Annotated in this window: 21 protein-coding genes; 9 read left to right on the top strand and 12 right to left on the bottom strand. The window is 65.5% G+C overall.

The window, feature by feature from the left end; translation table 11 throughout:
* The first annotated feature begins 47 nt into the window (after positions 1-47).
* From AWB65_RS22750 to AWB65_RS22730, 5 genes are all read left to right on the top strand, one after another.
* On the top strand, positions 48-995 hold the full coding sequence (locus AWB65_RS22750; protein WP_087669279.1) for a 3-hydroxyacyl-CoA dehydrogenase: 948 nt from the start codon (positions 48-50) through the stop codon (positions 993-995).
* A 40-nt stretch (positions 996-1,035) separates the two neighbouring features.
* Positions 1,036-1,938, top strand: coding sequence for an SMP-30/gluconolactonase/LRE family protein (locus AWB65_RS22745; protein WP_087669278.1), 903 nt, complete (start codon positions 1,036-1,038; stop codon positions 1,936-1,938).
* Positions 1,939-2,069: 131 nt separating this feature from the next.
* Positions 2,070-2,291 carry a hypothetical protein gene (locus AWB65_RS22740; protein WP_235007721.1) on the top strand — a complete coding sequence of 74 codons (222 nt, stop codon included), beginning with the start codon at positions 2,070-2,072 and terminating at the stop codon, positions 2,289-2,291.
* Between the two features lie 225 nt (positions 2,292-2,516).
* Positions 2,517-2,834 carry a flagellar transcriptional regulator FlhD gene (flhD, locus tag AWB65_RS22735; RefSeq protein ID WP_087669277.1) on the top strand — a complete coding sequence of 106 codons (318 nt, stop codon included), beginning with the start codon at positions 2,517-2,519 and terminating at the stop codon, positions 2,832-2,834.
* A 31-nt stretch (positions 2,835-2,865) separates the two neighbouring features.
* Positions 2,866-3,090 (top strand): hypothetical protein, encoded by a 225-nt coding sequence (locus AWB65_RS22730; protein WP_087654877.1) that lies wholly within the window; start codon positions 2,866-2,868, stop codon positions 3,088-3,090.
* Between the two features lie 3 nt (positions 3,091-3,093).
* Here the strand turns inward: AWB65_RS22730 and AWB65_RS22725 are convergent, their stop codons facing one another.
* The 5 genes from AWB65_RS22725 to AWB65_RS22705 form a co-directional block, all read right to left on the bottom strand.
* Positions 3,094-3,810 carry a dienelactone hydrolase family protein gene (locus tag AWB65_RS22725; RefSeq protein ID WP_087669276.1) on the bottom strand — a complete coding sequence of 239 codons (717 nt, stop codon included), beginning with the start codon at positions 3,808-3,810 and terminating at the stop codon, positions 3,094-3,096.
* Positions 3,811-3,875: 65 nt separating this feature from the next.
* The gene (locus AWB65_RS22720) at positions 3,876-5,153 is read right to left on the bottom strand and encodes a cytochrome c (RefSeq protein ID WP_087669275.1); all 1,278 of its coding nucleotides are present in this window, start codon (positions 5,151-5,153) and stop codon (positions 3,876-3,878) included.
* Between the two features lie 11 nt (positions 5,154-5,164).
* Positions 5,165-7,396, bottom strand: a complete 2,232-nt coding sequence (locus AWB65_RS22715) for a xanthine dehydrogenase family protein molybdopterin-binding subunit (protein ID WP_087669274.1) — start codon at positions 7,394-7,396, stop codon at positions 5,165-5,167.
* Between the two features lies 1 nt (position 7,397).
* Positions 7,398-7,856: a (2Fe-2S)-binding protein gene (locus AWB65_RS22710; RefSeq protein ID WP_087669300.1), complete on the bottom strand. Its 459-nt coding sequence runs from the start codon at positions 7,854-7,856 to the stop codon at positions 7,398-7,400.
* 257 nt (positions 7,857-8,113) lie between these two features.
* Positions 8,114-9,508, bottom strand: a complete 1,395-nt coding sequence (locus tag AWB65_RS22705) for an HdeD family acid-resistance protein (RefSeq protein ID WP_087669273.1) — start codon at positions 9,506-9,508, stop codon at positions 8,114-8,116.
* Positions 9,509-9,694: 186 nt separating this feature from the next.
* Here AWB65_RS22705 and AWB65_RS22700 point away from each other — a divergent pair, with 186 nt between their 5' ends.
* The gene (locus tag AWB65_RS22700; protein ID WP_087669299.1) at positions 9,695-10,738 is read left to right on the top strand and encodes a phytoene/squalene synthase family protein; all 1,044 of its coding nucleotides are present in this window, start codon (positions 9,695-9,697) and stop codon (positions 10,736-10,738) included.
* A gap of 65 nt (positions 10,739-10,803) precedes the next feature.
* Here the strand turns inward: AWB65_RS22700 and AWB65_RS22695 are convergent, their stop codons facing one another.
* The 5 genes from AWB65_RS22695 to gbd form a co-directional block, all read right to left on the bottom strand.
* Entirely contained in the window at positions 10,804-12,249 is a 1,446-nt protein-coding gene (locus AWB65_RS22695; RefSeq protein ID WP_087669272.1) for an NAD-dependent succinate-semialdehyde dehydrogenase, read from the bottom strand.
* Positions 12,250-12,353: 104 nt separating this feature from the next.
* Entirely contained in the window at positions 12,354-13,142 is a 789-nt protein-coding gene (locus AWB65_RS22690; protein ID WP_087669271.1) for an SDR family oxidoreductase, read from the bottom strand.
* On the bottom strand, positions 13,139-14,299 hold the full coding sequence (locus AWB65_RS22685) for an alpha-hydroxy acid oxidase (RefSeq protein WP_087669270.1): 1,161 nt from the start codon (positions 14,297-14,299) through the stop codon (positions 13,139-13,141). The genes AWB65_RS22690 and AWB65_RS22685 overlap by 4 nt, the downstream gene beginning before the upstream one ends.
* 3 nt (positions 14,300-14,302) lie before the next feature.
* Positions 14,303-15,622, bottom strand: a complete 1,320-nt coding sequence (locus AWB65_RS22680; protein ID WP_087669269.1) for an MFS transporter — start codon at positions 15,620-15,622, stop codon at positions 14,303-14,305.
* A gap of 63 nt (positions 15,623-15,685) precedes the next feature.
* Complete coding sequence (gene gbd, locus AWB65_RS22675; protein ID WP_087669268.1) at positions 15,686-16,825, bottom strand: 4-hydroxybutyrate dehydrogenase; 1,140 nt, start codon at positions 16,823-16,825, stop codon at positions 15,686-15,688.
* A gap of 155 nt (positions 16,826-16,980) precedes the next feature.
* Here gbd and AWB65_RS22670 point away from each other — a divergent pair, with 155 nt between their 5' ends.
* Positions 16,981-17,898 carry a LysR family transcriptional regulator gene (locus AWB65_RS22670; RefSeq protein ID WP_087669267.1) on the top strand — a complete coding sequence of 306 codons (918 nt, stop codon included), beginning with the start codon at positions 16,981-16,983 and terminating at the stop codon, positions 17,896-17,898.
* A 7-nt stretch (positions 17,899-17,905) separates the two neighbouring features.
* On the opposite strand, the gene AWB65_RS22665 is transcribed toward AWB65_RS22670, so the two are convergent.
* Together AWB65_RS22665 and AWB65_RS22660 are read right to left on the bottom strand one after the other, a co-directional pair.
* Positions 17,906-18,280, bottom strand: a complete 375-nt coding sequence (locus tag AWB65_RS22665) for a hypothetical protein (protein ID WP_087669266.1) — start codon at positions 18,278-18,280, stop codon at positions 17,906-17,908.
* On the bottom strand, positions 18,270-20,450 hold the full coding sequence (locus tag AWB65_RS22660; protein WP_235007720.1) for a zinc metalloprotease: 2,181 nt from the start codon (positions 20,448-20,450) through the stop codon (positions 18,270-18,272). Before AWB65_RS22660 ends, AWB65_RS22665 begins: the two co-directional genes overlap by 11 nt.
* Before the next feature lie 423 nt (positions 20,451-20,873).
* On the opposite strand from AWB65_RS22660, the gene AWB65_RS22655 reads away from it, so the two are divergent.
* The gene (locus tag AWB65_RS22655) at positions 20,874-21,293 is read left to right on the top strand and encodes a hypothetical protein (protein ID WP_087669265.1); all 420 of its coding nucleotides are present in this window, start codon (positions 20,874-20,876) and stop codon (positions 21,291-21,293) included.
* Positions 21,290-24,193 carry a M14 family zinc carboxypeptidase gene (locus AWB65_RS22650; protein ID WP_087669264.1) on the top strand — a complete coding sequence of 968 codons (2,904 nt, stop codon included), beginning with the start codon at positions 21,290-21,292 and terminating at the stop codon, positions 24,191-24,193. Before AWB65_RS22655 ends, AWB65_RS22650 begins: the two co-directional genes overlap by 4 nt.
* Positions 24,194-24,207 lie beyond the last annotated feature (14 nt).

Raw genomic sequence — 24,207 nt, 5'->3', positions numbered from 1 at the left:
CAGAGTAAGGCGCTAAACCGTCAACTCTGGCCGACAAGGAATAAACAATGACGAATCGACGTGTAGCGGTGATCGGATCGGGACGGATCGGCAGGGCGTGGGCGATCGTGTTCGCGCGCGCGGGCTTCGACGTGCATCTGCACGACGCGGACCTCAAGATGCTGGACGGCGCACTGCCCGCGATTGAAGAAAGCGTGCGGGACCTCGACGAATTCGGCCTGATCGACGAGCCCGCCGCGCAGATCGTCGCGCGCATCACGCCGTGCGCGAGTCTCGCCGATGCCGTGCGCGACGTCGAACTGGTGCAGGAGAACATCGCGGAGATCGTGGAAGCGAAGCGCGCCTTGTTTACCGAACTCGATCGCTTGACGAAGCCCGACACGCTGCTCTCCAGTTCTACGTCGGGGCTTCCCGCATCGACGTTCACCGAGGGCCTGCACGGCCGCGCGCGGTGCCTCGTCGGGCATCCGGTGAATCCGCCGTCGCTCGTGCCGCTGGTCGAACTGTGCGGCGCGCCGTGGACGTCGGCCGAGACGCTCGAGCGCGCGCGTGCGATCTACGACGAAGCGGGGCAGAAGGCGGTGACGGTGAATCGCGAGATCGCGGGCTTCCTGCTGAACCGTATACAAGGCGCCGTCCTCGACGAAGCACTGAGCCTCTACGCGCAAGGCTACGCGAGCGCCGCCGACCTCGACACCGTGATGCGCGACGGCTTAGCGATGCGCTGGTCGTTCATGGGCCCGTTCGAGACGATCGATTTGAACGCGCCCGGCGGCGTCGCGGATTACGCGGATCGCTACGGCGGCACGTACCGATCGATCGCGGCCGCGCGCGCGCCGTTCGACTGGTCGCCGGAAACGATCGCGAAGCTCGACGCCGAGCGGCGCGCCGTACTGGATCGCGACGATATCGAGAAGCAGAGCCGCTGGCGCGATCGCCGGCTGATGGCGCTGCTTGCGCACCGGCGCGCGCTCGCGAAGAAAGAGGAAAGCTGAACCGCTCACATAACAAACCCGAACGAACCCGGAGACAACGATGATCGAAACGCGCTTGCTGGTCGATGCGAACAATCACCTCGGCGAAGGGCCGCTGTGGGACGTGAAGGAAGAGCGGCTCTACTGGATCGACAGTACGGCGGCCGAGATCTACCGTTGCCGCGCGGACGGCAGCGAAGTGGAGCGGTTTTTCGTGCCGCGTCACATCGGGTCGATGGCGTTGCGTGAGAAGGGCGGCGCTGTGGTCGCGCTCGCGAACGGCCTGCACTTCTACGACTTCGAGAAGCAGACGGTGCAACTGATCGCCGACCCCGAAGCCGACGATCCCGAGACGCGCTTCAACGACGGCAAGGTGGATCGCAAGGGCCGCTTCATCGCGGGCACGATGGCCTACGACTTCGATCGCTACGATGCCGATCGCGGCCAGCGCTCGTCGCGCAGCGGCGGCCTCTACCGGCTCGATACGAACGGCACGGTCGCACGGCTGGACGGCGGCATCAGTTGCTCGAACGGGCCGTGCTGGAGCCCGGACAACCGCACGCTTTATTTCACCGATACGTACGACAAGCAGATGTACGCATACGACTACGACATCGAAACGGGCGCGGCATCGAACCGGCGCGTGTTCGCGTCGGCGCGCGACATGGCCGGAACGTTCGACGGCGCGACCGTCGACGCGGAAGGCTACATCTGGTCGGCGCTGGTGTTCGGCGGGCGCATCCTGCGCTATGCGCCGGACGGCACGCTCGACCGCGTCGTGCCGTTTCCGGTGCGCAATCTGACGAGCGTGATGTTCGGCGGCCCGAACCTCGACACTCTTTACGTCACGACGATGGGACGCCCGATGTGGGGCATTCCGCAAAAGGAACGCGATAAGGGCGGGCTTTTTGCCGTGACGGGGTTGGGTGTCAGAGGGTTGCCCGAGCCACGCTTCGCGGGCTAGCAGCGCTCAGGGGAAAGCAAATGAACCGCGGCCTCAAGCACCATTCGCGTCGCGCCGGTCTGGCGCGACGGCCGAAACATTTGCAGAACCCCTCTACTCAAGTTTCGGCCATGAAGGCCGAAAACTGGGGCATGGAACAACAAGACGAAGACCTCCCGCTCGGTCGCATGCATCCTCTGCGCGGAGAAGCGTTCGCGCTCGCATTGAGCATCGAAACCATCCGCAGGGCGCGCGGCCGGGGCAATCCGCGTGACTATCCGCTCGACTCGAAGGAATGGGAAGCGGCGAGCATCGACTTCGCCCGCGATCTGCGCTGGGCGCTCGGCATGGCCGACGATGACGAAGAAGACTGAAGTTGTAACAACTCGCGCCAAAAAATACTGATTAAAAAGGGCGGTCGGCAACAAGTAACTGCAATATTTACCCGGAAACATTTGCGGCCCCGAAAATATGGCGCGAAAACCCATTGCTAATCGTTTGCGGCGACCTTAGACTCCAATCCAGCCTGTTACGAAATGTAACGAATTTTACCGACCCGGTTGCAAAGACCGCCGGCAAGTGAGAACGGAGAAATCGCCATGCAAACCGCCGAAACTTCAGACGCGATTCGCGAGATCAACCTGTCCTACATCATGCTTGCCCAGCGCCTGCTGCGCGAGGATCGGGCGGTCGGCATGTTCCGCCTTGGTTTGTCGCGCGAAATCGCTGACATCCTCGCGAACCTGACGCTCGCCCAAGTCGTGAAGCTCGCGGCTTCGGACCAGCTTCTCTGCTTCTTCCGCTTTAACGATCACACGATGCTCGGCGCGCTCACGCAGCCGGCGAAGAATTCGAACATCGCCCCGACGCACGCCGCGATCATCATGGCAGGCCTTCCCGCCGCGCAGTTTGCATAAGGCCTGTACCAACCCGCAGTCCCGCAAGTCAATGGAACACGACGAGAAGCTTCCCTTCGGTGTCGACGCTTCTCTCTTCGATGCGGCGAGTTCGCTCGCCGCGCGCGTGACGGCTGCGCGCAAGGCGCAGGGCAAGGCCATTCCGAGCGATTTCGCCGAAGGCTCGCCCGAAGCCGATGCCGTCGCACTCGACTTCGTGCGCGACATCGAATCGGCGCTCCACGGCGGCCCGAAGGCGCTGACCGAAGGCCACTGACCGCTACTTCGCCTCTCCCCACAACGTGCGTCCAAAGAACGTCAACGTCCGGTCCCACGCCATGCGCGACCACACCGGATCGAACTGAGTCCTCGGGATGCGTCCCGGCCCCACGGCGGTTTCGTTAGCGAACGCGTGGTGCGCCAGATAGCGGTGAAATTCCACGTCGACATTGGCCTCGGTCAGCTTGGCCTCCAGTTTGTCGACGATATCGGCGGTAAAGAATTCGTCCTGCGTCGCCCAGTGGCCCTGCACCGGGACCTTGATCTTGCTGGCATCGACGTAATCAAGCGGCGGAAAGCCGTACCACGTCACCCCCGCCGACACCTCCGGAATATTGCACAGCGCAAGCAGCGTCAGCGCGCCGCCCATGCAGTAGCCCGTCACGCCGACGCGCGCGCCCTGCTCCTTCAGATACAGCACGGCGCCGCGCACGTCTTGGGCGGTGGCATCGGCGAAATCGAGGCCGCCCAGCAGATGGCTCGCTTCTTCCTCTTCGACTGTCGTCTTGCCGCGAAACAGATCCGGCACGAGCGCGAGATACCCGGCTTGCGCGAAACGGTCGGCGACGCCCTTGATCTGGTCGTTCACGCCCCACCATTCCTGAATCACGACGATCGCGGGCGCGCCCTCCAGCTTGTCCGGTTTCGCGAGATACCCCTCTACGTCCTGCCCGTCTGGGCGGCGGAAAGTAATCATGGAACCTACTTTTTGCGTCATGAGACGGTCTCCTTGATCGAATGTAACGACACCATGCGGCAAAAAAACAACATCGGCAGCTTCGATTACTGCGCGGCTTGCGTCGACTTGCGCAGCTTGGCGACATCTTCTGCCGTCACCGCCGGCGCACCGTTGTTCCATCCCGCGCGGATGAACGTGAGCACGTCGGCGATCTGCTTGTCGTTCAGGACCGGCGAGTACTTCGGCATCGGATAGGCGGCCGGCACGCCCTGAATCACGAGATCCTGCGTGCCGTTCAGCGTGACGTTGATGAGCGACGACGCATTCTTTTCCATCACGTTCGGATTGCCCGCGAGCGGTGCCAGAATCGGCGCGAAGCCCGCGCCGTCGGCGCCGTGGCAGTGCATGCAGTATGCCGTGTAGACCTTGGCGCCCGCATCGCCAGCGGGGCGCGTCAGCGACACCTTCGTCGCCTTCAGATCGTACGCGTAACGCGGCGCGTTCGTCCCGCCCGCCGCCGGCAGCGACTTCAGATAGCGCGACATCGCCGTGATGTCGTCGTCGTTCAGCGCCTGCGTGCTGTGGTTGATCACGTCGGTCATCGCGCCGAACGCCGCCGCGTGCTTGTTCGCGCCGGTTTTCATGAACTGCGAGGTCTCCGCTTCCGACCATCGGCCGAGACCGACGTTGTATTCGCCTGTCAGGTTCGACGCGAACCAGCCGTCGAGCAGCGCGCCCGAGAGGAACGCGCTGCCGCTTTCGTCGAGCGCTTTCTCCTGGAACGCAATGCCGCGCGCGGTGTGACACGAGCCGCAGTGCCCGAGCCCCTGGATCAGGTACGCGCCGCGATTCCACGCGACATCCTTGCCGCTCTTGTCCTGATAGACGGCCTTGTCGAGGAAGACCAGGTTCCAGAGCTTGAGCGGCCAGCGCATGTTGAGCGGAAACGGAATGTCGGACGCGCGGTTCGGCTGGTTCACCGGCTCGACGCCCTTCATGAAATACGCGTAAAGCGCCTTCACGTCGTCGTCGCGGACTTTTGCGTACGACGGATACGGCATCGCCGGATACAGGTTGTGGCCGTCCTTCGCGACACCCCGGCGCAGCGCGCGGTCGAAGTCTTCCTCGCTCCAGTTGCCGATGCCCGTCGACGGATCGGGCGTGATGTTGGTCGTGTAGATGCGACCCATCGGCGTGTTCATCGGCAGGCCGCCCGCGAACGGCTTGCCCTTCGGCGCCGAATGGCACGCGACGCAATCACCCGCTTTCGCGAGATACGCGCCGCGCGTGACCAGGGCATCGTCGGTGGTGGCGGCTTGCGCGAATGTAGACGCCGAGAGCGTGAAAGCGAAGCCGATGCCTGCAACGATTCTTCGTGTCATGTCGGTTCCCCTCACGCTTTCAGAAGTTGACGGCCGACGGGCAATTGCCTCACGCGCTTGCCCGTCGCCGCGAAGATCGCGTTGGTGAGCGCGGGCGCGAGCGCGGCCGTCCCCGGTTCGCCGATTCCGCCGGGCGCTTCCGCGCTCTTGACGATGTGCACGTCGATCGGCGGAGTCTGCGAGAGACGCAACATGCGATAGTCGGTGAAATTGCTCTGCTCGACGCGGCCGTCCTTGATCGTCACCTCGCCGTAGAGCGCCGCCGTGATCGCGAAGATGATGCCGCCCTGGATCTGCGCCTCCACCGTGTTCGGGTTCACGACCATGCCGCAATCGACCGCGCACACGACGCGGTTCACGGCCACTTCGCCGTTGTCGTCCACCGTAACGTCCGTGACGATCGAGAAGAAGCTGCCGAACGCGTGCATCACCGAGAGCCCGCGTCCCTGACCCTTCGGCAGCGTGCTGCCCCAGCCGGCGGCTTGCGTCGCGACGTCGAGCACATTGCGCGCACGCGGCGACTTGCCGAGCAGCCCGCGCCGGTACGTAGCCGGATCGGCTTTCGCCTGCGCGGCGAGTTCGTCGATGAAGCTCTCCACGACGAACGTCCCGCGCGTCGGACCGACGCCGCGCCAGAACGCCGTCGGGATGTCGCGCGGTTCCTGCCGCACGTAGTCCACGAGTTGATTCGGCAGGTCGTAGGGCAGATCGGCGGCGACTTCGACGGCGTCCGGATCGACGCCGTTCTTGATCGCGGGCGGCGCGAAACGTGCGAGCACGGATGAACCCACGATCCGGTGCTTCCACGCGATCGGCTTGCCGTTCGCATCGAGCCCGGCCGAAATGACGTCGTAGTAATACGGACGGTACATGTCGTGCTGGATGTCCTCCTCGCGCGTGAACGTGACCTTGACCGGCGCATCGACCTGCTTGCCGATCTTCAGCGCCTGCGCGATGAAATCCGTCTCCAGCCGGCGCCCGAAGCCGCCGCCGAGCAGGTGGTTGTGGATCGTGATCTTGTCGGCGGGGAGGCCGGTGATCTGCTTGGCCGTATCGACGGCACGCGTCGGCACCTGCGTGCCCACCCAGATATCGCACGCATCGGCGCGCACGTGCACCGTGCAGTTGACCGGCTCCATCGTCGCATGGGCGAGAAACGGCTGCTGATAGACGGCATCGACGCGCGTTTTCGCATCGCCGAACGCCTTGTTGATGTCGCCGTCCTTGCGCGCGACGGCGCCGTCGCGCTTCGAGGCATTCGCGAGATCGTCGACGATGTGCTGCATCTGCAGCGCGGCGCCCTTGCCCTCGTTCCACTTGACGACGAGCGCCGACGCGCCGCGCTTCGCGGCCCACGTGTGGTCGCCGATAACAGCCACCGCGTTATCGGCTTTCACGATCTGCGTGACGCCGGGGATTTTCTTCGCGGCGGTATCGTCGACGGAGGCGAGCGTGCCGCCGAACACCGGGCAGTTGACGATCGCCGCGTACTTCATGCCGGGCAGGCGCACGTCGAGGCCGAACATCGCTGTGCCGTCGATTTTTTCCGGCGAATCGATGCGCTTCGCCGCCGTGCCGATGAGCCCGAAATCCTTCGGGTCCTTGAGCGGCACGCTCTGCGGCGCGGGGAGCTTCGCGGCGGCATCGACGAGTTCGCCGTAGCCGATCGCGCGATTGCTCGCCGCGTGCTTCACCTGTCCGCGCTCGGCGTGGCAGCTCGCCGGATCGACCTGCCATTGCTGCGCCGCCGCCGACACGAGCAGCACACGCGCGGTGGCTCCCGCCTTGCGCATCGGCTCCCACGCGTAGCGGATGGACGTCGAGCCGCCGGTCAACTGGCCGCCGAGCAGCGGGTCCTTGAAGAGTTCCTCGTTCGGCGGCGCGTGCGCGACCACGATGCTTTCGAGCGGCACTTCGAGCTCTTCGGCGATCAGCATCGGGATCGACGTATAGACGCCTTGCCCCATTTCGACCTTCGGGATCACGAGGGTGACCTTGCCCGTGCGGTCGATCTGCACGAACGCGTTCGGCTGGAATATGCCGTCCTGCGGCGCTTCGATGCCGTCGCCGCTAACGACCGACTTCGCGGTTTGCCCCTGGCCGGAAGCGTTGAAGCTGAAGCCGAGCAGAAGGCCGCCGCCCGCAGCGGCGCCCACCGTCACACCGAATTTGAGGAACGAGCGGCGGGAGAAACCGCTTGCCGCCGCCTTGCCGTTTTGCGCATCGAGCAATCCTTGCGACATGTCACGCTCCCTTCGCGGCGTGCTTGATCGCCGCGCGGATTCGGTTGTACGTGCCGCAGCGGCAGACGTTGCCGTCCATCGCGGCGTCGATGTCGGCATCGCTCGGGTTCGGATTCGACGCGATCAGCGACGCCGCCGACATCACCTGTCCCGACTGACAGTAGCCGCACTGGACGACGTCGAGCGCCTTCCACGCGTCCTGCACTTTTTTGCCGGCGGGTGTGTTGCCGACGGCTTCGATCGTCGTCACCTTGCGCTCGCCGACGGCCGCGACCGGCAGCACGCACGAGCGCGCCGCCTCGCCGTCGAGATGGACCGTGCACGCGCCGCACTGCGCAATGCCGCAGCCGAACTTGGTGCCCGTCAGGCCGACGATATCGCGGAGTGCCCAAAGAAGGGGCATATCGGGAGGGGCGTCGATGTCGTGGGTTTCGCCATTGACGTTGAGCTTGATCGTCATGTTCAGCTCCGATGTGGGGATTGTTTTTGTGATGTGTGCACGCTTCGCGTTGGCCTTGGCTTGCAAGTCGAAAGACTTGATATCGTCGGCGCGCAAAAGTGGCTTCGCGCTCCCGAACTCAGGCGCGAGGAGACGAACATTTGTACCAGAAGGTGGAATTTTCCGCTTCGACGAGGCGGGAAGGGCGGTGGGTGAGGATGTGCGTGAATGAGTGCTCGCGCGTTTTCACGCGTCTTGCCGCGTGACAAACCGCGACGTCACACCGGATCACGCCCCGCGATCCCCGCGCGCGGCGCGTCGTCCAGATGCGGCGCCGCTTCTTCCTCGGCGCGCCAGCGCTGTCTCGACCGATACATCGTGCGCAGCGCCATGCGCGCCATCTTGACCCAGCCGGACGGCCGCGGGTCCGCGAGCATGCTGAGCGCGCGCGCGTAATCGAGCGTGAGGCCGGGCGTCCAGGCCATCGTCGCGGCGCGCTTTCGGACCTGCGCCGCGACCCACAACTCGGGCGTCGTGAGAATGCGCAGGAACGGCTTCCAGCCGCCGCCCTTGCCCCACACGCGCGCCGACGCGCCTTCGATCGCCGCCTCCAGCGCCCGCGCGACCGTGCTCGAACAGTTGCGGTACGTCAGGTTGTAGGTGGTGTCGCGCTGGTAGTTGCGCCAGAAGCGCTCCAGCCGCTGCGGATCGTAGTTGCGGATACGCACCTGCCGCGTCGACGGACACCATGCCTTCGATTCGGTCGCGTAGTCCGGCTGGAAGATGCCGGGGACGTCGTTATCGCGGGTCGCGCGGAGGATGCGCGAGAACTCCTCGGGCGAGCGCTCGATCTCGACCGCCGGGTACAGGCTGATGTAGATGCCCTCGGCCGATTCGAGCGCGGCGTGGCCGGTGGAGATCGCGCCGTGCTTGTCCACGGCGGCGATGTAGCGATCGACGATCAACTGCCGGCGGGGCTCCATCTTCGACGTCCCGACCGGCGTCCACACATGCACCGTGAGCGCGGGCTCGTGCGGGCCGGGCGGGCCGTCCCATTCGGTGGGCGTCGGGGCGTCAGAGGAAGCAGCGGAGGAAGACGCGCCGTCGACCGCCGGATTGGCCGCCATGCGCCGCACGCGCAGCGCGAGCAGAATCATGTTCCAGCCGCCAAAGAAAAGCCCGAAGGCGACACAATACGCGACGGTTCCCGCATAGTGGTCCGGATACGGCTGATAGAAGAAGATCGCGATGGCGATTTCGAGCGCGCCGCCAGCGATCGCGAGCCGCCAGGTGCGATAGCGGACCACTTTCGCGGAGATGATCTGGAGCGTTCCATCGGCGAGAAAGAGCGTGCCGAAGATCAGCGAAAGCACGAAGTTGCCATGCTCGCCGCCGACCAGCACGAGTCCCGCCGACAGGCAGAACGTGATGCCTTTCACGTAGCGCAGCGTACGCTGCCCGCCCATGCCGGTCCAGGCGACGGCCAGCGTCGCGAGTCCTTCGAGGAGCAGCAGCAGGGCGAACGGGGTGATCGGGAAGTAGAGGGCGCCGTCGAGCGCATCGGAGAAGATCACGGCGCCGAGCCCGATGCTCAGGAACCCCACCGCCATAAGCCCGCGCCAGCGGGTTCGCAGATAATCCACGCCGAGGAGAATCATCATCAAGCGAACCATCGCGCCTCCGGATCAATTCGGCACTGTGTGCGTCGCCAAGCCCGGCGCGGCCTTGCTTTTGCCTGAACAAATGCGCCCGGCTCACTGACTGATCGCTGGGAGTTTAACGCCTAACGCTCCTTGCGGGCCTGCCGCCTTGACGAGCGGGATACAATGCGCGGCGCCGATGTCCACCTCACACAAGCCATGACCGATCAAGCCCGGCCGTATCTGCTTGGCCCGCTGTTGAAGAGCGTTTCGCGCTCCTTCTACCTGACGATGCGCATCCTGCCCGCAGGCATGCGCGACCCGATCGGTCTCGCGTATCTGCTCGCCCGCGCCGCCGATACGATCGCCGATACCTCGCTCGTCGCGCCCGGCCGGCGCCTCGAACTGCTGCTGTCGCTGCGCGCGCGCGTGAACGGCGCCCCGGACGATACCGCGCTCGACACCGCGATGAACGACGTCGCTCGCCAGCAGACGCAGCCCGACGAGAAGGTGCTGCTCGAATCGCTGCCGGCGGCGCTCGCGGTGCTGTCGAGTTTCGACGATGCGGACCGGCAAGCGGTACGTGAGATCGTGACGACGCTCACGCAAGGCATGGAGTTCGACCTGCGCACGTTCCCCGACGAAACCTCGGGACAGGTCGTCGCGCTGCGCGAGTTCGACGAAATGGATCGCTACACATATCTGGTCGCGGGCTGCGTCGGCGAGTTCTGGACGAAGATGACCTACGCGCACATGCCGGGCACGCTTGCGGCCGAGCCCGCGACGATGGCCGCGCGCGGCATCCGCTTCGGCAAGGCGCTGCAGATGGTCAATATCCTGCGCGATTGCGGCAAGGACTTGAGGATCGGGCGGTGCTATCTGCCGGACGCGCTGCTTGGGCGATACGGTCTCACCGTACACGATCTGCTCGCACCCGATGCGTCGATGCGCGCGCGCGGCGTGCTCCTCGACGCGACGCGCATGACGCTTGATCACTTCCGCGACGCGATCGCCTACACGCTCGCAATTCCCGCGTTTTCGGCGCGGCTGCGGCTCGCGTGCCTCTGGCCGATCATGATCGGCATGGAGACGCTCGCGCTTCTCATCGACAACGAACACTGGCTAGATCCGCAGCGCGTCTCGAAGGTAAAACGCGGGGACGTGTATCGCATCATGGCCCTTTCGATGCCGATGGTGGCATCGGATGCGCTGGTGAAGCGCTGGTTCGAGCGGATGCTCGCCAGAATCGAAGCGCGCCTTTGAAAGCAAAAACGCCGGGGCCCGCTTTGCAGCGGGCCCCGGCGTCAAAGGTAAAGCGGGAAGTTACGTTAAGCCGCCATCACCGAAACCGCCTTCGTCACGAGATACGCTTCCATCGCTTCCGGACCGCCTTCCGAGCCGTAGCCCGAATCCTTCACGCCGCCGAAAGGCATTTCCGGCGACGGCGTCGCGGGTTGGTTGATCCACAGCATGCCGACTTCCATCTGCTGCGAAAGCAGGTGCACGTTGCGGAACGACTTCGTGAACGCGTATCCCGCAAGACCATACGGCAGACGATTCGCCTCGCCGATCGCTTCTTCCAGCGTGTCGAAACCGCGCACGGCCGCGACCGGGCCGAACGGCTCGTTGTTGAACACATCGGCTTCGAGCGACACGTTCGTCAGCACGGTCGGCGCAAAGAAGTTGCCCTCCGATCCGACGCGCTCGCCGCCCGTCGCCACCGTCGCGCCGGTCGAGCGCGCGTTGTCGAGCACCTTGCCCATCGCGGCGAGACGCCGCGAGTTGGCGAGCGGCCCGAGCGTCGTGCCTTCAGCCAGACCGTCACCGACCTTCAGGCTCTCGGCATGCTTGACGAGCGCCTGCACGAACTCTTCGCGGATGCTGTTGTGCACGAGAAAGCGCGTCGGCGAGATGCAGACCTGCCCCGCGTTGCGGAACTTCGCGCCGCCCGATGCCTTCACGGCGAGCGCCACGTCGGCATCTTCGGCGACGATCACCGGCGCATGGCCGCCCAGTTCCATCGTCGCGCGTTTCATGTGCGCGCCTGCGAGCGCGGCGAGTTGCTTGCCGACCGGCGTCGAGCCGGTGAACGTCACCTTGCGGATCACCGGATGCGGGATGAGGTAGCCGGAAATCTCGGCCGGATCGCCGAACACGAGACCGACCGTGCCCGCCGGAACACCCGCTTCGACAAACGCCTGCAACAGCGCCGCCGGCGACGCCGGGGTTTCCTCCGGCGCCTTCACGAGGAACGAGCAGCCGCTGGCAAGCGCCGCGCTCAGCTTGCGCACGATCTGGTTCACCGGAAAATTCCACGGCGTGAAAGCGGCGACCGGGCCGATCGGCTCCTTGATCACGAGCTGCTGCGCCGACAGGTTGCGCGACGGCACGATCCGCCCGTACACGCGGCGTCCTTCGTCGGCGAACCATTCGATGATGTCGGCGGCGGCGAGCACTTCGACGCGCGCTTCGGCGAACGGCTTGCCCTGTTCCTGCGTCATCAGGCGGGCGATGTCTGCGGCGCGTTCGCGCACGAGCGAGGCGGCCTTGCGCATCGTCGTGGCGCGCTCGTTCGCGGGAATCTTGCGCCACGCTTCGAAGCCCTTTTGCGCGGCTTCGAGCGCGCGGTCCAGGTCGGGGATGCCCGCGTGCGCAACTCGGCCAATGGGCTGGCCGGTCGCCGGATTGATGACGTCGAGCGTCTTGCCGCTCTTGGCGTCGGACCATTCGCCGTTAATCAGGAGCCGGGTGTCTGTGTAACCTGAAGTAGCCATGTTGTTTCCTTATACGGGTGTTGGTCGGTCGGCCGCATGCGCCTGAATGCGGCCATCGGAATGCGGAAGCCAGACGACGATCTTATCCGATCGAGCGTAAATCATCAGAACGTGCCGGGGTAGGCGCCGCCGTCGAGCAGCAGGTTCTGGCCGGTCAGATAGCCCGCATGCGCGCTGCAGACGAAGGCGCACAACGCGCCGAATTCGTCGGCGCTGCCGAAGCGGCCCGCCGGAATGCCGCCGCGTTTGGCGTCGAGCACGCTCTGGTAGTCGCGGCCACCCGCGTTTGCCGTGCTTTGCGTCGAGGCGTGCAGGCGGTCGGTGTCGAAGAGGCCCGGCAGCATGTTGTTGATCGTCACGTTGCGCCCCGCGAGGTCCGGCTTGCGCGCGAGTCCCGCGACGAATCCGGTGAGCCCGCTGCGCGCGCCGTTCGAGAGGCCGAGCACGTCGATCGGGGACTTCACCGCCCCCGACGTGATGTTGACGATGCGTCCGAAACCGCGCTCGGCCATCGCGTCGACGGTGGCCTTGATTAGCTCGATCGGCGTGAGCATGTTGGCGTCGAGCGCGGCGAGCCACGCGTTGCGGTCCCAGTCGCGGAAATCGCCCGGCGGCGGACCGCCCGCGTTGTTCACGAGGATATCGACCTGCGGGCAGGCCGCGAGCGCCGCCGCACGGCCTGCTTCGGTCGTGATGTCGCCCGCGACGCTTTTCACGGTCACTGATGGATTGACCGCGCGCAGTTCGGCGGCCGTGACTTCGAGCGCTTCCTGGCCGCGCGCAGTGATGACGACGTTCACGCCATCGGCGACGAGCGCGCGTGCGCAGCCCTTGCCGAGGCCCTTGCTCGCGGCGCAGACGAGCGCCCAGCGTCCTTCGATTCCGAGGTTCATGCCTGCAAACTCCTGATAGGTGTAGTTCCGTAAAGATTGTGCGGACCGATTTCGCCGATGCTGCGCACGCCCGAGAGTCCCATGCTGACGTCGAGTTCGGCGCGCAGGATTTCCAGCATCCTTGTCACGCCCGCTTCGCCCATCGCACCGAGCGCGTACATGAACGCGCGGCCCACGAGCGTGCCTTTCGCGCCGAGCGCAAGCGCCTTCATCACGTCCTGGCCGCTGCGGATGCCGCCGTCGAACCAGACTTCGAGCGCGTCGCCGACTGCATCGACTATCGGTGGCAGCGCTTCGATCGATGAAGCCGCGCCGTCGAGCTGACGCCCGCCGTGATTGCTCACGACGATCGCGTCCGCCCCGATCGATGCCGCGATGCGCGCGTCGTCGGCATCGAGGATGCCTTTCAGGATCAGCTTGCCGCCCCATTGCCGCCTTATCTCGGCGATGTCGTCCCAGTCGAGCGACGGGTCGAACTGCGAGGCAACCCACTTGCTGATCGTGATGACGTCGTCGGCGCCCTTGATGTGGCCCGCGAGATTGCCGAAGGTTTTCGCGCCATGCAGCGCGCGCCATGCCCAGGCGGGTTTCGTCGCGATATCGAGCAGGTTCGCGAGCGTCATGCGCGGCGGCACGGACATGCCGTTCTTCAGGTCCTTGTGGCGCTGGCCGTTGATCTGCAAGTCGAGCGTGACGACGAGCGCCGAGCAGCCCGCCGCCTTCGCACGCTCGATCAAGGACGCGTTGAAGCCGCGGTCGCGCATCACGTAGAGCTGGAACCAGAACGGCTTCGTTGTATAACGCGCGACGTCCTCGATCGAACAGATGCTGACCGTCGAGAGCGTGAACGGCACGCCGAAGCGCTCCGCCGCGCGCGCCCCGAGGATCTCGCCGTTCGCCCACTGCATGCCGGTGAGGCCGGTCGGCGCGATGGCGACCGGCATCGTCACGGGCGCGCCGAGCATCGTGCTCGCGGTCGAGCGTCCATCGACATCGATCGCGACGCGCTGGCGCAACTTCAGCGCGGCGAGATCGGCGGTGTTCGCGCGATACGTGCTCTCGGTGTACGAGCCGCTATCGACGTAATCGTAGAAGGCTTTCGGCACGCGCCGTTTCGCGAGCACGCGCAGGTCTTCGACACAGGTGATCGGTGTCATGGCTTACGGTGCCTTGGTGGTGGCGGCGTCGAAGAGCGGATCGCTCGGGGTGTCGTCGCTGGCGGCGATCGGCGACTTTACGATGAACAGATACGACATCGCGGAGACGCACGCCACGGCGGCGCTCACGATCAGCGCGTTGACGAACGAATGTGTGCGGTCCACGACGATGCCGGTGATGAGCGGCGCCGCCGATCCCGCAAGAAAGCCGCCGAAGTTCTGGATGCTGCCAAGTGATGCTACGACGTGGCGAGGCGCCGCCACGCTCACGAGCGACCACGCGCCGCCTGATGCGAGGTTGATGAAGAGCATCGCGAGCGAGATGTAGACGACCGCCATCACGGTGCTCCCGGTCAGCGCGGCGGGAACGGTGAAGAGCGCCGCGCCGATGAGGCCGGTGCAGATCGGCCACTTGCGGCTGCCGATCGGCGAGAAGCCGTGGCGCAGCAAGCGATCCGCGATGAAGCCGCTCGACACCATGCCGATCGTGCCGAAGAAGTACGGAATCGACACGACCCAGCCGGTGTTCGCGATCGAAAGGCCGCGTTCGTGTTCGAGATACGCGGGCAGCCACGTCAGATAGAGCCACACCATGTAGATCACGCCCATGAAGCCGAACAGCATGCCCCACGTCGTGCGCTGGCCAAAGAGCGCGCGCCATTCGGCACCGCTCAGACTGCGCTTCACGTTCTGCGTTTCGACGCCTTGATCGAGGTACGCCTCTTCCTCTCGCGTGAGCTTCACTTCGTTGCGGTTGCGATAGGTCGCGTACCAGCCGAGCGCGACGAGAAAGCCGAGCACGCCCGTCAGGATGAACATGTTGCGCCAGCCGAGCGCGAGCATGAGGCCGGTCAGGATCGGCGGCGCGAGTGCGGGGCCGATCGTGCTCGATGCCACGAAGATGCCGGTCGGCGCGCCGCGGTCCTTCATGTTGAACCATTCGCCGATCACTTTTGCGCCTGCCGGAAACTGCGGCGACTCGCCGATGCCGAGGAACACGCGCGCAATGAAGAACTGCTGCAACGTCGTGACGAAGCCGCCGCACAACTGCGCGACCGACCACGCGCACATGCCGACACCGAGCATCAGCCGCGCGCCGAAACGATCGAGCATCACGCCGACAGGCAGTTGCGAGAACGCGTAGGCCATCGAGAACGCGGAGAGCAGCATGCCCATCTCGGAGGCCGAGAGGCTCATTTCGCCGCGAATCATGCTGTTGGCGACCGACAGCGCGCTGCGGTCGAGGTAGTTGATGCAGCCTGCCAGCGTCAGCAGGAAGATCGCGACGCGTTGAGTGCGCCGCAAACGTGGGCTTCTGTTCATTGCTGTCTCCGATATGTTTTTTCGTCGCGCGATATGTGTTGCGTGCGCGTACGGTGTTGCGAATTACATCGACGCTTCGAGCATCGCCAGATAGTCGTCGGGCGAGGCTTCACGCGGGTTCGTCTTGTGGCTGTGATCCTTCAGCGCGCCCGCGACGATGCGCGGAAACAGCTGACGCGTCACGCCGAGTTCGCCGAGGCCGCGCGGCAGGCCGAGCGCGGCCGTCATCGCGCGGATCGCGGGGCCGACTTCATCGGCGGACGCGAGGTCCATTGCCTGCGCGATACGATCGAGCTTGCCTTCGTCCTGCATCGAAGGCGATGCGCGGTTGAACGCGATCACGGCCGGCAGGAAGATTGCGTTGAGCGTGCCGTGATGCAGGCGCGGATCGATGCCGCCGAGCGAATGGCTCAGGCTGTGCACGCAGCCGAGGCCCTTCTGGAACGCGAGCGCGCCCTGCATCGACGCGCTCATCATGTTCAGCCGCGCGGTGCGGTCGGCGCCGTCGCGCGTTGCCCGTTCGATGTGCCGCCACGCGCGCCAGAGACCGTCGAGCGCGATGCCGTCGGCGGGCGGGTTGAAAGCGGGCGCCATGAAGGTTTCGAGGCAATGCGCGATCGCATCCATGCCGGTCGCGGCCGTCATGAGCGGCGGCAGGCCGAGCGTGAGATCCGGGTCGCAGATCGCGACGCGCGGGACGACGAACGGCGAGATCACGCCAACTTTTCGGCCGTCGTCGAGGATCAGGATCGCGCCACGGCCCACTTCGCTGCCGGTGCCGGCGGTGGTCGGAATCGCGATGACGGGTGCCGTCGCCGATGTGATGCGCGCCGCGCCTCCTTCGATCACGGCGAAGCTTTGCAGCGGGCCGTCGTGCGTGGCGCACACGGCGACGCCCTTCGCGAGGTCGATCGACGAGCCACCGCCTACCGCGATCACGCCGTCGCATTCGTGCGACCGGTACATTGCGACGGCATCGCGCACGACGCTCTCGTTCGGATTCGGCGGCGTGCGGTCGAAGACGGGCACGGGCGCAGGACTTGCGAGCGTTGCGATGACTTTGTCGAGGATGCCGGCCGCGCGGATGCCCGCATCGGTCACGACGAGCGGCCGGCGGATGCCGATCCGCTCGCATTCGCCGGCCAGCAGCCGGAGGGCGCCGCACTCGAACTGGATTTGCGTAATGTAGTTGATGAGGGACATGATCGATGACGGAAAGTTATAGGAGGGCTATGCTATCGGCTCGTTATTGCGACGGCCTGTTGTGAGATGCTTGTGTTCAAGTGTAGGGAACTTCACGTCCCTGCGATACTGACAACATTTGATACCGATATAACTTTCTCTCAACTCAGATTCAGATGACGCCCACGCTCAACTCGATCATTTCCCGCCTGCACGTCAAGCAGTTGCGCCTCCTGATCGCGCTCGGCGAGCACGGCACGCTCCTCGGCGCCGCGAAGCAGCTTGCACTCACGCAACCCGGCGCAAGCAAGGCGCTGCACGAGATCGAAACCACCTTCGGCACGCCACTTTTTGTGCGCACGAATCGCGGGCTCGAACCTAATGCGGCGGGACATTGCGTGATCCGCTATGCGCGCCTGATTCAGACCGACCTTGCCCATCTGCGCGAGGAGATCGTCGGCATCATGCGGGGGTTTGGTGGACGCGTGTCGGTTGGCGTGATCATGGGCGCGGTGCCGCTGCTCACGGATGCGATCACGGCCGTGACGGCGCAGCAGCCGGAGATGTCGGTGGAGATCGTTGAGGATACGAGCGCCACGCTGCTCGGCCTGATCGATGCGGGACGGCTCGATCTCGCCATCTGCCGCACGAGCGTGAGCCAGACGCCGTATCTCTACGACAGCGCCTTCGTGCAGGAGGAAACGCTCGCGGTCATCGCGAATACGGGGCATCCGCTGGCGAAGCGCCGGCGGCTCTCGCTCAAGGATCTCGCTGAATACCGTTGGGTCGTCTACCGCGCGAACATGCCGATGCGGGTGCTGCTCGAACGCGAATTCCACGACGCGCAACTGCGCTTTCCCGCGCACTTGCTGGAGACGACTTCCGCGTTCGCGACGCTCTCGCTCCTGCAGAAGAACGCGGCGCTGGTGGCGCTGGTATCGATCGATGTCGCGCGGTTTTGCACCGAGCACGGGGTTGCGTGCACGTTGCCGCTGCAACTGTCGTCCCGCAGCGAGCCGTATGAACTCGTGACGCGCCGCGATGCGCCGCTATCGCCCGGCGCGCGCATGCTGATGCAGGCGATCGTCGGCTGAGGCGCGCTCAAGGCAGGCGCCGATAGACAACGTTGCAGCCTGACGCATCGGTGATGACGAGGTTGTCTCCATCGAGCGCGTAACCGTAATCGACGACCGCATCGTTTGCTATCGACAATGCGAGACGGCCTGGCGACGGCACGCGCCACGTGCCGCCGTCCCACCACGTGAAAGCGCCGGGCGGCTCCGCTTCGCCGAAGTAAAGTCCGTTCGGTTCGATGCGCAGGCGCGCGGCGTGATGGACCGCGCAATCGTCCTTGCGCGCCATCTGCCACATGCCCACGAGTCCCGCATCGCCGATTGCCATTGCCGCTCCCATGAAAATCAGCGCCGCGATCAGTGCAAACGCTGTCGGACACGGCGCCAGGCGCTCAGAGCGCATCGACTTCCTTCTTCGCCGCGCCCGACAGGCTCATGCCTTTCGCTTTCGACTTGAGCGTCTTGGCGAAACCCTTTGCGGCCCCACCGCCCTTCGCGTCGCTGTGCATGATCGCCGCGAGCTTGCCGAGTTCGGCGCCGCTCATCACGCTATCGTCGTCGATCAGGGCGGCCGCCGCCTTCACATCCGGCTTGCGACGGCCGAAGCGCCGCCCGACGCGCTTCGCCTCGACCGCGGCGAAATGCGGCCGCAGCACCGGGCACGCGAGCGCGGTCTGGATCGCCGCGATGCCGTCCGTCAGATGATCGCCGCCGAGCGCGAGCACGAGATGCGCATCGGGCGTGGCGAGCACGGCGTGCGCTGCTGCGGCGTGGTTCGCGTCGGCGGCGCCCGTCACCATGACGGTCGCGCGGCCCTCGACGTGCGCGATCATCTCCTCGGTGTCCCAATGTACCTCGACGCGGATCGCATGCACGCCCGGCACGGCGAAGAGTGCGCCTTCTGCGCCGCGCATCAGCGTCATCGATTCCTCCATCGACTCTCCCGGCTGCAGCACCCTGAACGCGTGGTCCTCGATGCAATGCACCACCGTGCGGAACGAGCGCATGCTGCCCGTCGGATCGACGACTTCGCCGCTCACGAATTCGCCCTTGAGCGTGAGATCGGCGGGCACGCGCATTGGCTGCGCGCCCCGGTTCACGAGTTCGATGCCCACGCGCACGGGCGCGCCGATCGGCACCTCGCCGAGCAGCGGCGTGACGACGAGCGCGAGGCCCTCGACCTCGACTTCGAGATCGGTCGGCGTGATCGTGGGCGCGGTGGTCGATGCGCCGCCGAATGCGACCGCGCCGGGACGCACGAAGGGATCGGGATAGTGCCGCAACTGCTTCAGGTTGTCTGTGTGATACGACCACTGGATGTTGGCCGGAAACGGACTGGACGGCGTGCCGGCTGCCGCGATCACGTCGCTCGTGCACATGAAGCCGAGGTCCGCGAAGTTGTGCACGAGCCCCATCGCGTGCCCGATCTCGTGGACCGCCGTGCGGAAGTAGGGCGCGGCGGCCGTGCCGAATCGCTGGCCGCCGACCGTGCCCCAGCTCGGGTCGATCGTCCAGTGCGACGCAATGCCGATGCCCTCGCGCGGCACGTTGTTCGAATCGGTACCGGCTGCGTCGTACATGATGCCGCGCGGCGTCGAGTCGATGTTCTTCACCGCGAGCACGTGATAACGCCATTCGCTGTCGAGGCTGGTGGCGTCGCGGCGCGCGAGCATCGCCGCGTGCATCTCCGCATCGGACCAGGAGTCGCCGCTCGGCTCGGCGACGTTCGTGTCGCTCAGCTTCACGTCGACTTGCCAGCCAAGCTCGTCCATCACGGTCTGCCAGGTGCGGCTCGCGCCGTCGGTGGTCGGCTGCTCGGAGCCGCTTACGGTATCGATTTCCACTGTGCAGCGGCGGTAGTACGGCGTGAGCCAGCCCATCGTGAGGCGCCCGGTCACGACGCCGAATGCGTTCTTCACATCGCCTTCCGCGTAGTCCGACGGCGACGGGTAGCCGCTCGGCGCGGCCATGCGGATCATTCGCGCGCTGAGTGTCGATTCGAGCGCCCAGCTATTGGGCGCGGTGAAGCGCCACAACTCGAAGCCGAGCGTGAAGCCCGTGCCGCGATAGAAGAACTCGGGCATCGTCGTGACGCGCACGTAGTAGCGATAGCGCGAGCGTCGCAGGATCGGGATGCCGTTGGCCGGGTTCGGTCCACCGAAGAGGAACGGCCGCACGCTGGCCAGGTCCTGCGGCGATGCCGCATCGCGTAGTCCCGGAGGCCCGGGCGGGATCGGCACGGGGACGAGCGGCGGCACGGGAAAGAGCGGCGGCACGGTCAAAATGCGCACCGGCCGCTGATAGAGATCGCCGCTCGCGGTACGCCCGGCGCTGTGGCATTCGACGCGCAACGTGCCGTCGTACACGACGAGCGGCGCGCCCGCCGGGCTGTAGTTCAGGAGCCAGCAGCCGCAGCGGATCGTGCGGAATTGCAGTAACGGTGGCTGCAGCCCGCCGCCGGGCGTGATGCCCGTCGATATGCCGGGCGGGATCGTGATGCGCAGATCGCCGGCGGCGTCGGCTTCTTCGGAGGGCGGGATGTAGTCGGGAAGCGGGGGAAACAGGGCGGCCATCGTGGTACTCCGCTTGGGTTGCGGTTTGGCGCAGAGTGTCGTTGCGGCTTGGATGCCGGACAGCATGCGCACACTCGTATCGCGTTTATCGAATGCGTTTGCGGCGAGTCGCGTCGCGTAAGCAAAATCGAATTGCGATGTAAGCTAAAGATAGTGGGCATTCGCGTGGCGGCAAGTTCTTCTGCGCCGGACTGTGGGCTTCCCAACAGTCATCTGCCGCTCACAGCCACGCGCAAAACGTCTGCTATCGCCTAGATGCGAACCTTTCGGGTGGCTAAAGGATCACCTAAGCTTTCTTTCAGCATGGACGTTGCCGCTATGAGCCGCCGTCCGCGCCGCAGGCCCGCAACGCCGTTATCGACGGCCGCCGCTCATCCGAACGACATCCGCCGCGCCTGCGTTTCACGACGATCGGAGGTCGGCATGGTCAGCAAATCGAACCCGGGGAAGAAAACCGGCGCCACCGCAGCCCGCAAGGCGGCTCGCAAGAAGGCCGGCGCGAACGAAGACACGCAGATCCCTCAGCCTGACGATCCGATGGTTCAGGTGCGCCTCATCTCGGCCAACGCGGATGAACTTAAACGCTTCATCGATTCCACGCCGATGGAGTTCGCCTGCGCCGGTCCGCGCGTGAACAAGGAAGGCATCGCGACCGCGCACGTGCTGATGAAGGACAGCGTCGCGAAGGCGGCGCAGCGCAACGATGCGGTGCGGCTGGAGATCCTCGCGGACGCTTCGGACATGGCCGACGAAGGCCCGCCTCAAGTCGGCAGCGGCAATCGCTTCGAAGACCCGGCCGTGCTGCCGACAGGCCGCGGCGTGCTGTTGAGGAAGCCATCATGAGCTATCTCAACATCGTCGAAGTCGAATCGGCCATTGCGAATCTTGCTGGAGCGTATCCCGCGCTGACGAGCCTCGTCGCGTTGCCGAATCCGTCGATCGAAGGACGCACGAGCCATGCGCTGCGCATCTCGAACGGCGGATTCGGCACGCGCGACGCCGTCATGATGATCGGCGGCGTTCATGCGAGAGAGTGGGGCAGTTGCGAGATCCTCATCAACTTCGCGACGGACCTGCTCTCGGCCTACACGAACAACGCGGGCCTGCAGTACGGCGGCAAGACCTTCAGCGCGGCGACGGTTCAAGGCATGGTGAACACGCTTGAATTCGTCGTCTATCCGCTCGTGAATCCCGATGGCCGCCTTTACAGCCAGCAGCACGATGCCGCCATCCTCAACGGCTGGCGCAAGAATCGCAACACGGCATCGAGCGGCGGCGATCCGAACCGGATCGGCGTCGATATCAACCGTAACTATGATTTTCTATGGGACTTTGCGAGCAAGATGGCGCCGTCATCGCCGGGCGCCTCGTCCGATCCTGCTGACGAGACTTTTCATGGCACGGGCGCCTTCTCCGAGCCGGAGACGCGCAACGTGCAATGGCTCGTCGACGCGGTGCCGCGCACGCGCTGGTTCATCGACGTCCACAGTTATTCGGAGCTGATTCTCTATAACTGGGGCGACGACCAGAACCAGTCGAACGATCCCGCAATGAACTTCCGCAACGCCGCGTGGGACGGCAAGCGCGGCGTAAGGAACGACGTCTACGCCGAATACATCCCGAGCGACGACGAGGCCGTGGCCGCCGCGCTCGCCAACCGCATGAAGGCGGCGATCACCGCGGTGCGCGGGCGCAGCTACACCGCCGAGCCGTCGTACGGCCTCTATCCGACATCCGGTGCCAGCGACGACTACGTCTACGCGCGCCACTGGCTGAATCCCGCGAAGGCCAAGACCTACGGCTTCGTGATCGAGTGGGGCACGCGCTTTCATCCAGCGTGGAGCGAGATGGAGTTGATCATCGACGACATCTCGGCGGCGCTCATCGACTTTTGCGCCGCGGCGCCGTGCGCGGGCGGCGTCATCGCGGTCGGTCCGCTCAACACGCGGCTCTCGTTCGTCGATATTCCAGCGGGAACCGAGACCGCTCGCGCCGTCGTGTTCTCCGCGCAAAGTTGCCAGCCGCTGACGCTGCAGGTCACCGCCGGTCCGGCGCTCACATCGGGACCGGGCACGCTCGGCCTGCCGTTCGGCGGATTGCTCTCGCTGCCTGCCGCGCCCGATGCCACTACGCGCGAAGTGCGCCTTTGGGTCAGCTATAAGGCCGGCGCGGCGGGCACGAGCGCGGCCGGCAGCGTCACCGTCTCGTGCCCGCAGACGGGCGCGCAGTGGGTCATCCCGATCACGGCGAATGCGATTCCCAAGCCGAATGTCGCGTCGATGCTCGTGCTCGATCGCTCGGGCAGCATGGACGATCCGTCGGGCATTCCGGGCAAGAAGCGCATCGACGTGCTGCACGACGCGGCGCCGACCTTCGTCGAACTGCTCGGCGACACGGACGGCATCGGCGTGGTCGCGTTCGACCAGGACGCGGCGCTGCGGCTCGCCGTGACGCAGGCGGGTCCGGTGGGCTTCGGCACCGGACGCGTGCAGGCGAAGAGCGCGATTTCGAGCCATCTCACGAACCCGCTCGGCAGCACGTCGATCGGCGACGGCGTGGAACTCGCGCACGACAGCCTCGTGGGCGCGGCGGGCTATGCGAAGAAGGCGGTCGTCGTGTTCACCGACGGCGAGGAGAACACGGCGAAGTTCATCGCCGATATCGCCTCGAAAATCGATGACCGCGTGTTCGCGATCGGACTCGGGACGGTCGGGCAACTGAACCCGGTTGCGCTGTCGAAGCTCGTGAACAATACCGGTGGCTACCTGATGTTGACAGGGCCGCTTGGCGCATCCGAGCAGTTTCGCGTCGCGAAGTATTACCTGCAGATATTGAGCGGCGTGGTGAACAGCCAGATCGTCGTTGATCCTGAAGGGTACGTGAACGGGCGCGACGTCGTGCGCATTCCGTTCGATCTCACCGAGGCCGATACATCGACCGACGTCGTCCTGCTTTCGCCGCTGCGGCGCCTGCTGAACTTTCGCGTCGAGACGCCTATGGGCGATCTGATCGATCCGGCGTCGGTGGCGTCGCTCGTCGATTCGTCGTTCGTGCCGGGCACCGGGCTCGATGCGTACCGGCTGTCGTTGCCAGCGATCTGGCCGACGCATTCGGCGCACGCCGGGCGCTGGTACGCACGGCTCGAACTGGGTGGCGGCGCAGGTCCGGGTATCAGTGATGTGCAGCGCGACCTCGACGTCGATCGCAGCCGCGTGGTGTCGCATGGCGTGCCGTTCAGCGTCACGGTGCAGGCGCGCTCGTCGCTCACGATGACCGCTGAGGCGAGCGCGCGGCGGCCTGTGCCCGCAACCGTCATCGATCATCGCGTGACTTTGCGGCAGCTCGATTTGCCGCTCGACCGGCCCGCTTCCGTGATCGTCGAAGCAACGGACCCGACGGGTGCGATGAGCCTCGTGCAACTTGCCGATGCCGGGCCGGGCGCGTTCATCGCGCAGACGGACGCGTCCGTTGCGGGTGTCTACGTGTTCCGTTACGTCGCGCGCGGCCGGAGTTTCGCGGGCGTGCCGTTCATGCGCGAGCAGGTTCGTACGGTCGGCGTATGGGCGGGCGGCGACGATCCGCCGCCGCGTTCGGGTTCCGGCGGCGACGGCGACACATGCTGTAGCGGCGTCATTCAGTGCCTGCTCGAAGATCGCGGCGTGAGGGAGTTGATGAAGCGCTTTGGCATCGATGCGCAACGGCTCGCCGAGTGTTTGAAGAAGCAGAAGAAAGGCGGCGGCTGATCCGTGATGTGTGG

It is taken from the genome of Caballeronia humi, assembly GCF_001544475.1.
Taxonomy (GTDB): Bacteria; Pseudomonadota; Gammaproteobacteria; order Burkholderiales; family Burkholderiaceae; genus Caballeronia; species Caballeronia humi.
The sequence above is the reverse complement of the archived record's forward strand: the minus strand, read 5'-3'. Positions and strand labels throughout refer to the sequence as shown.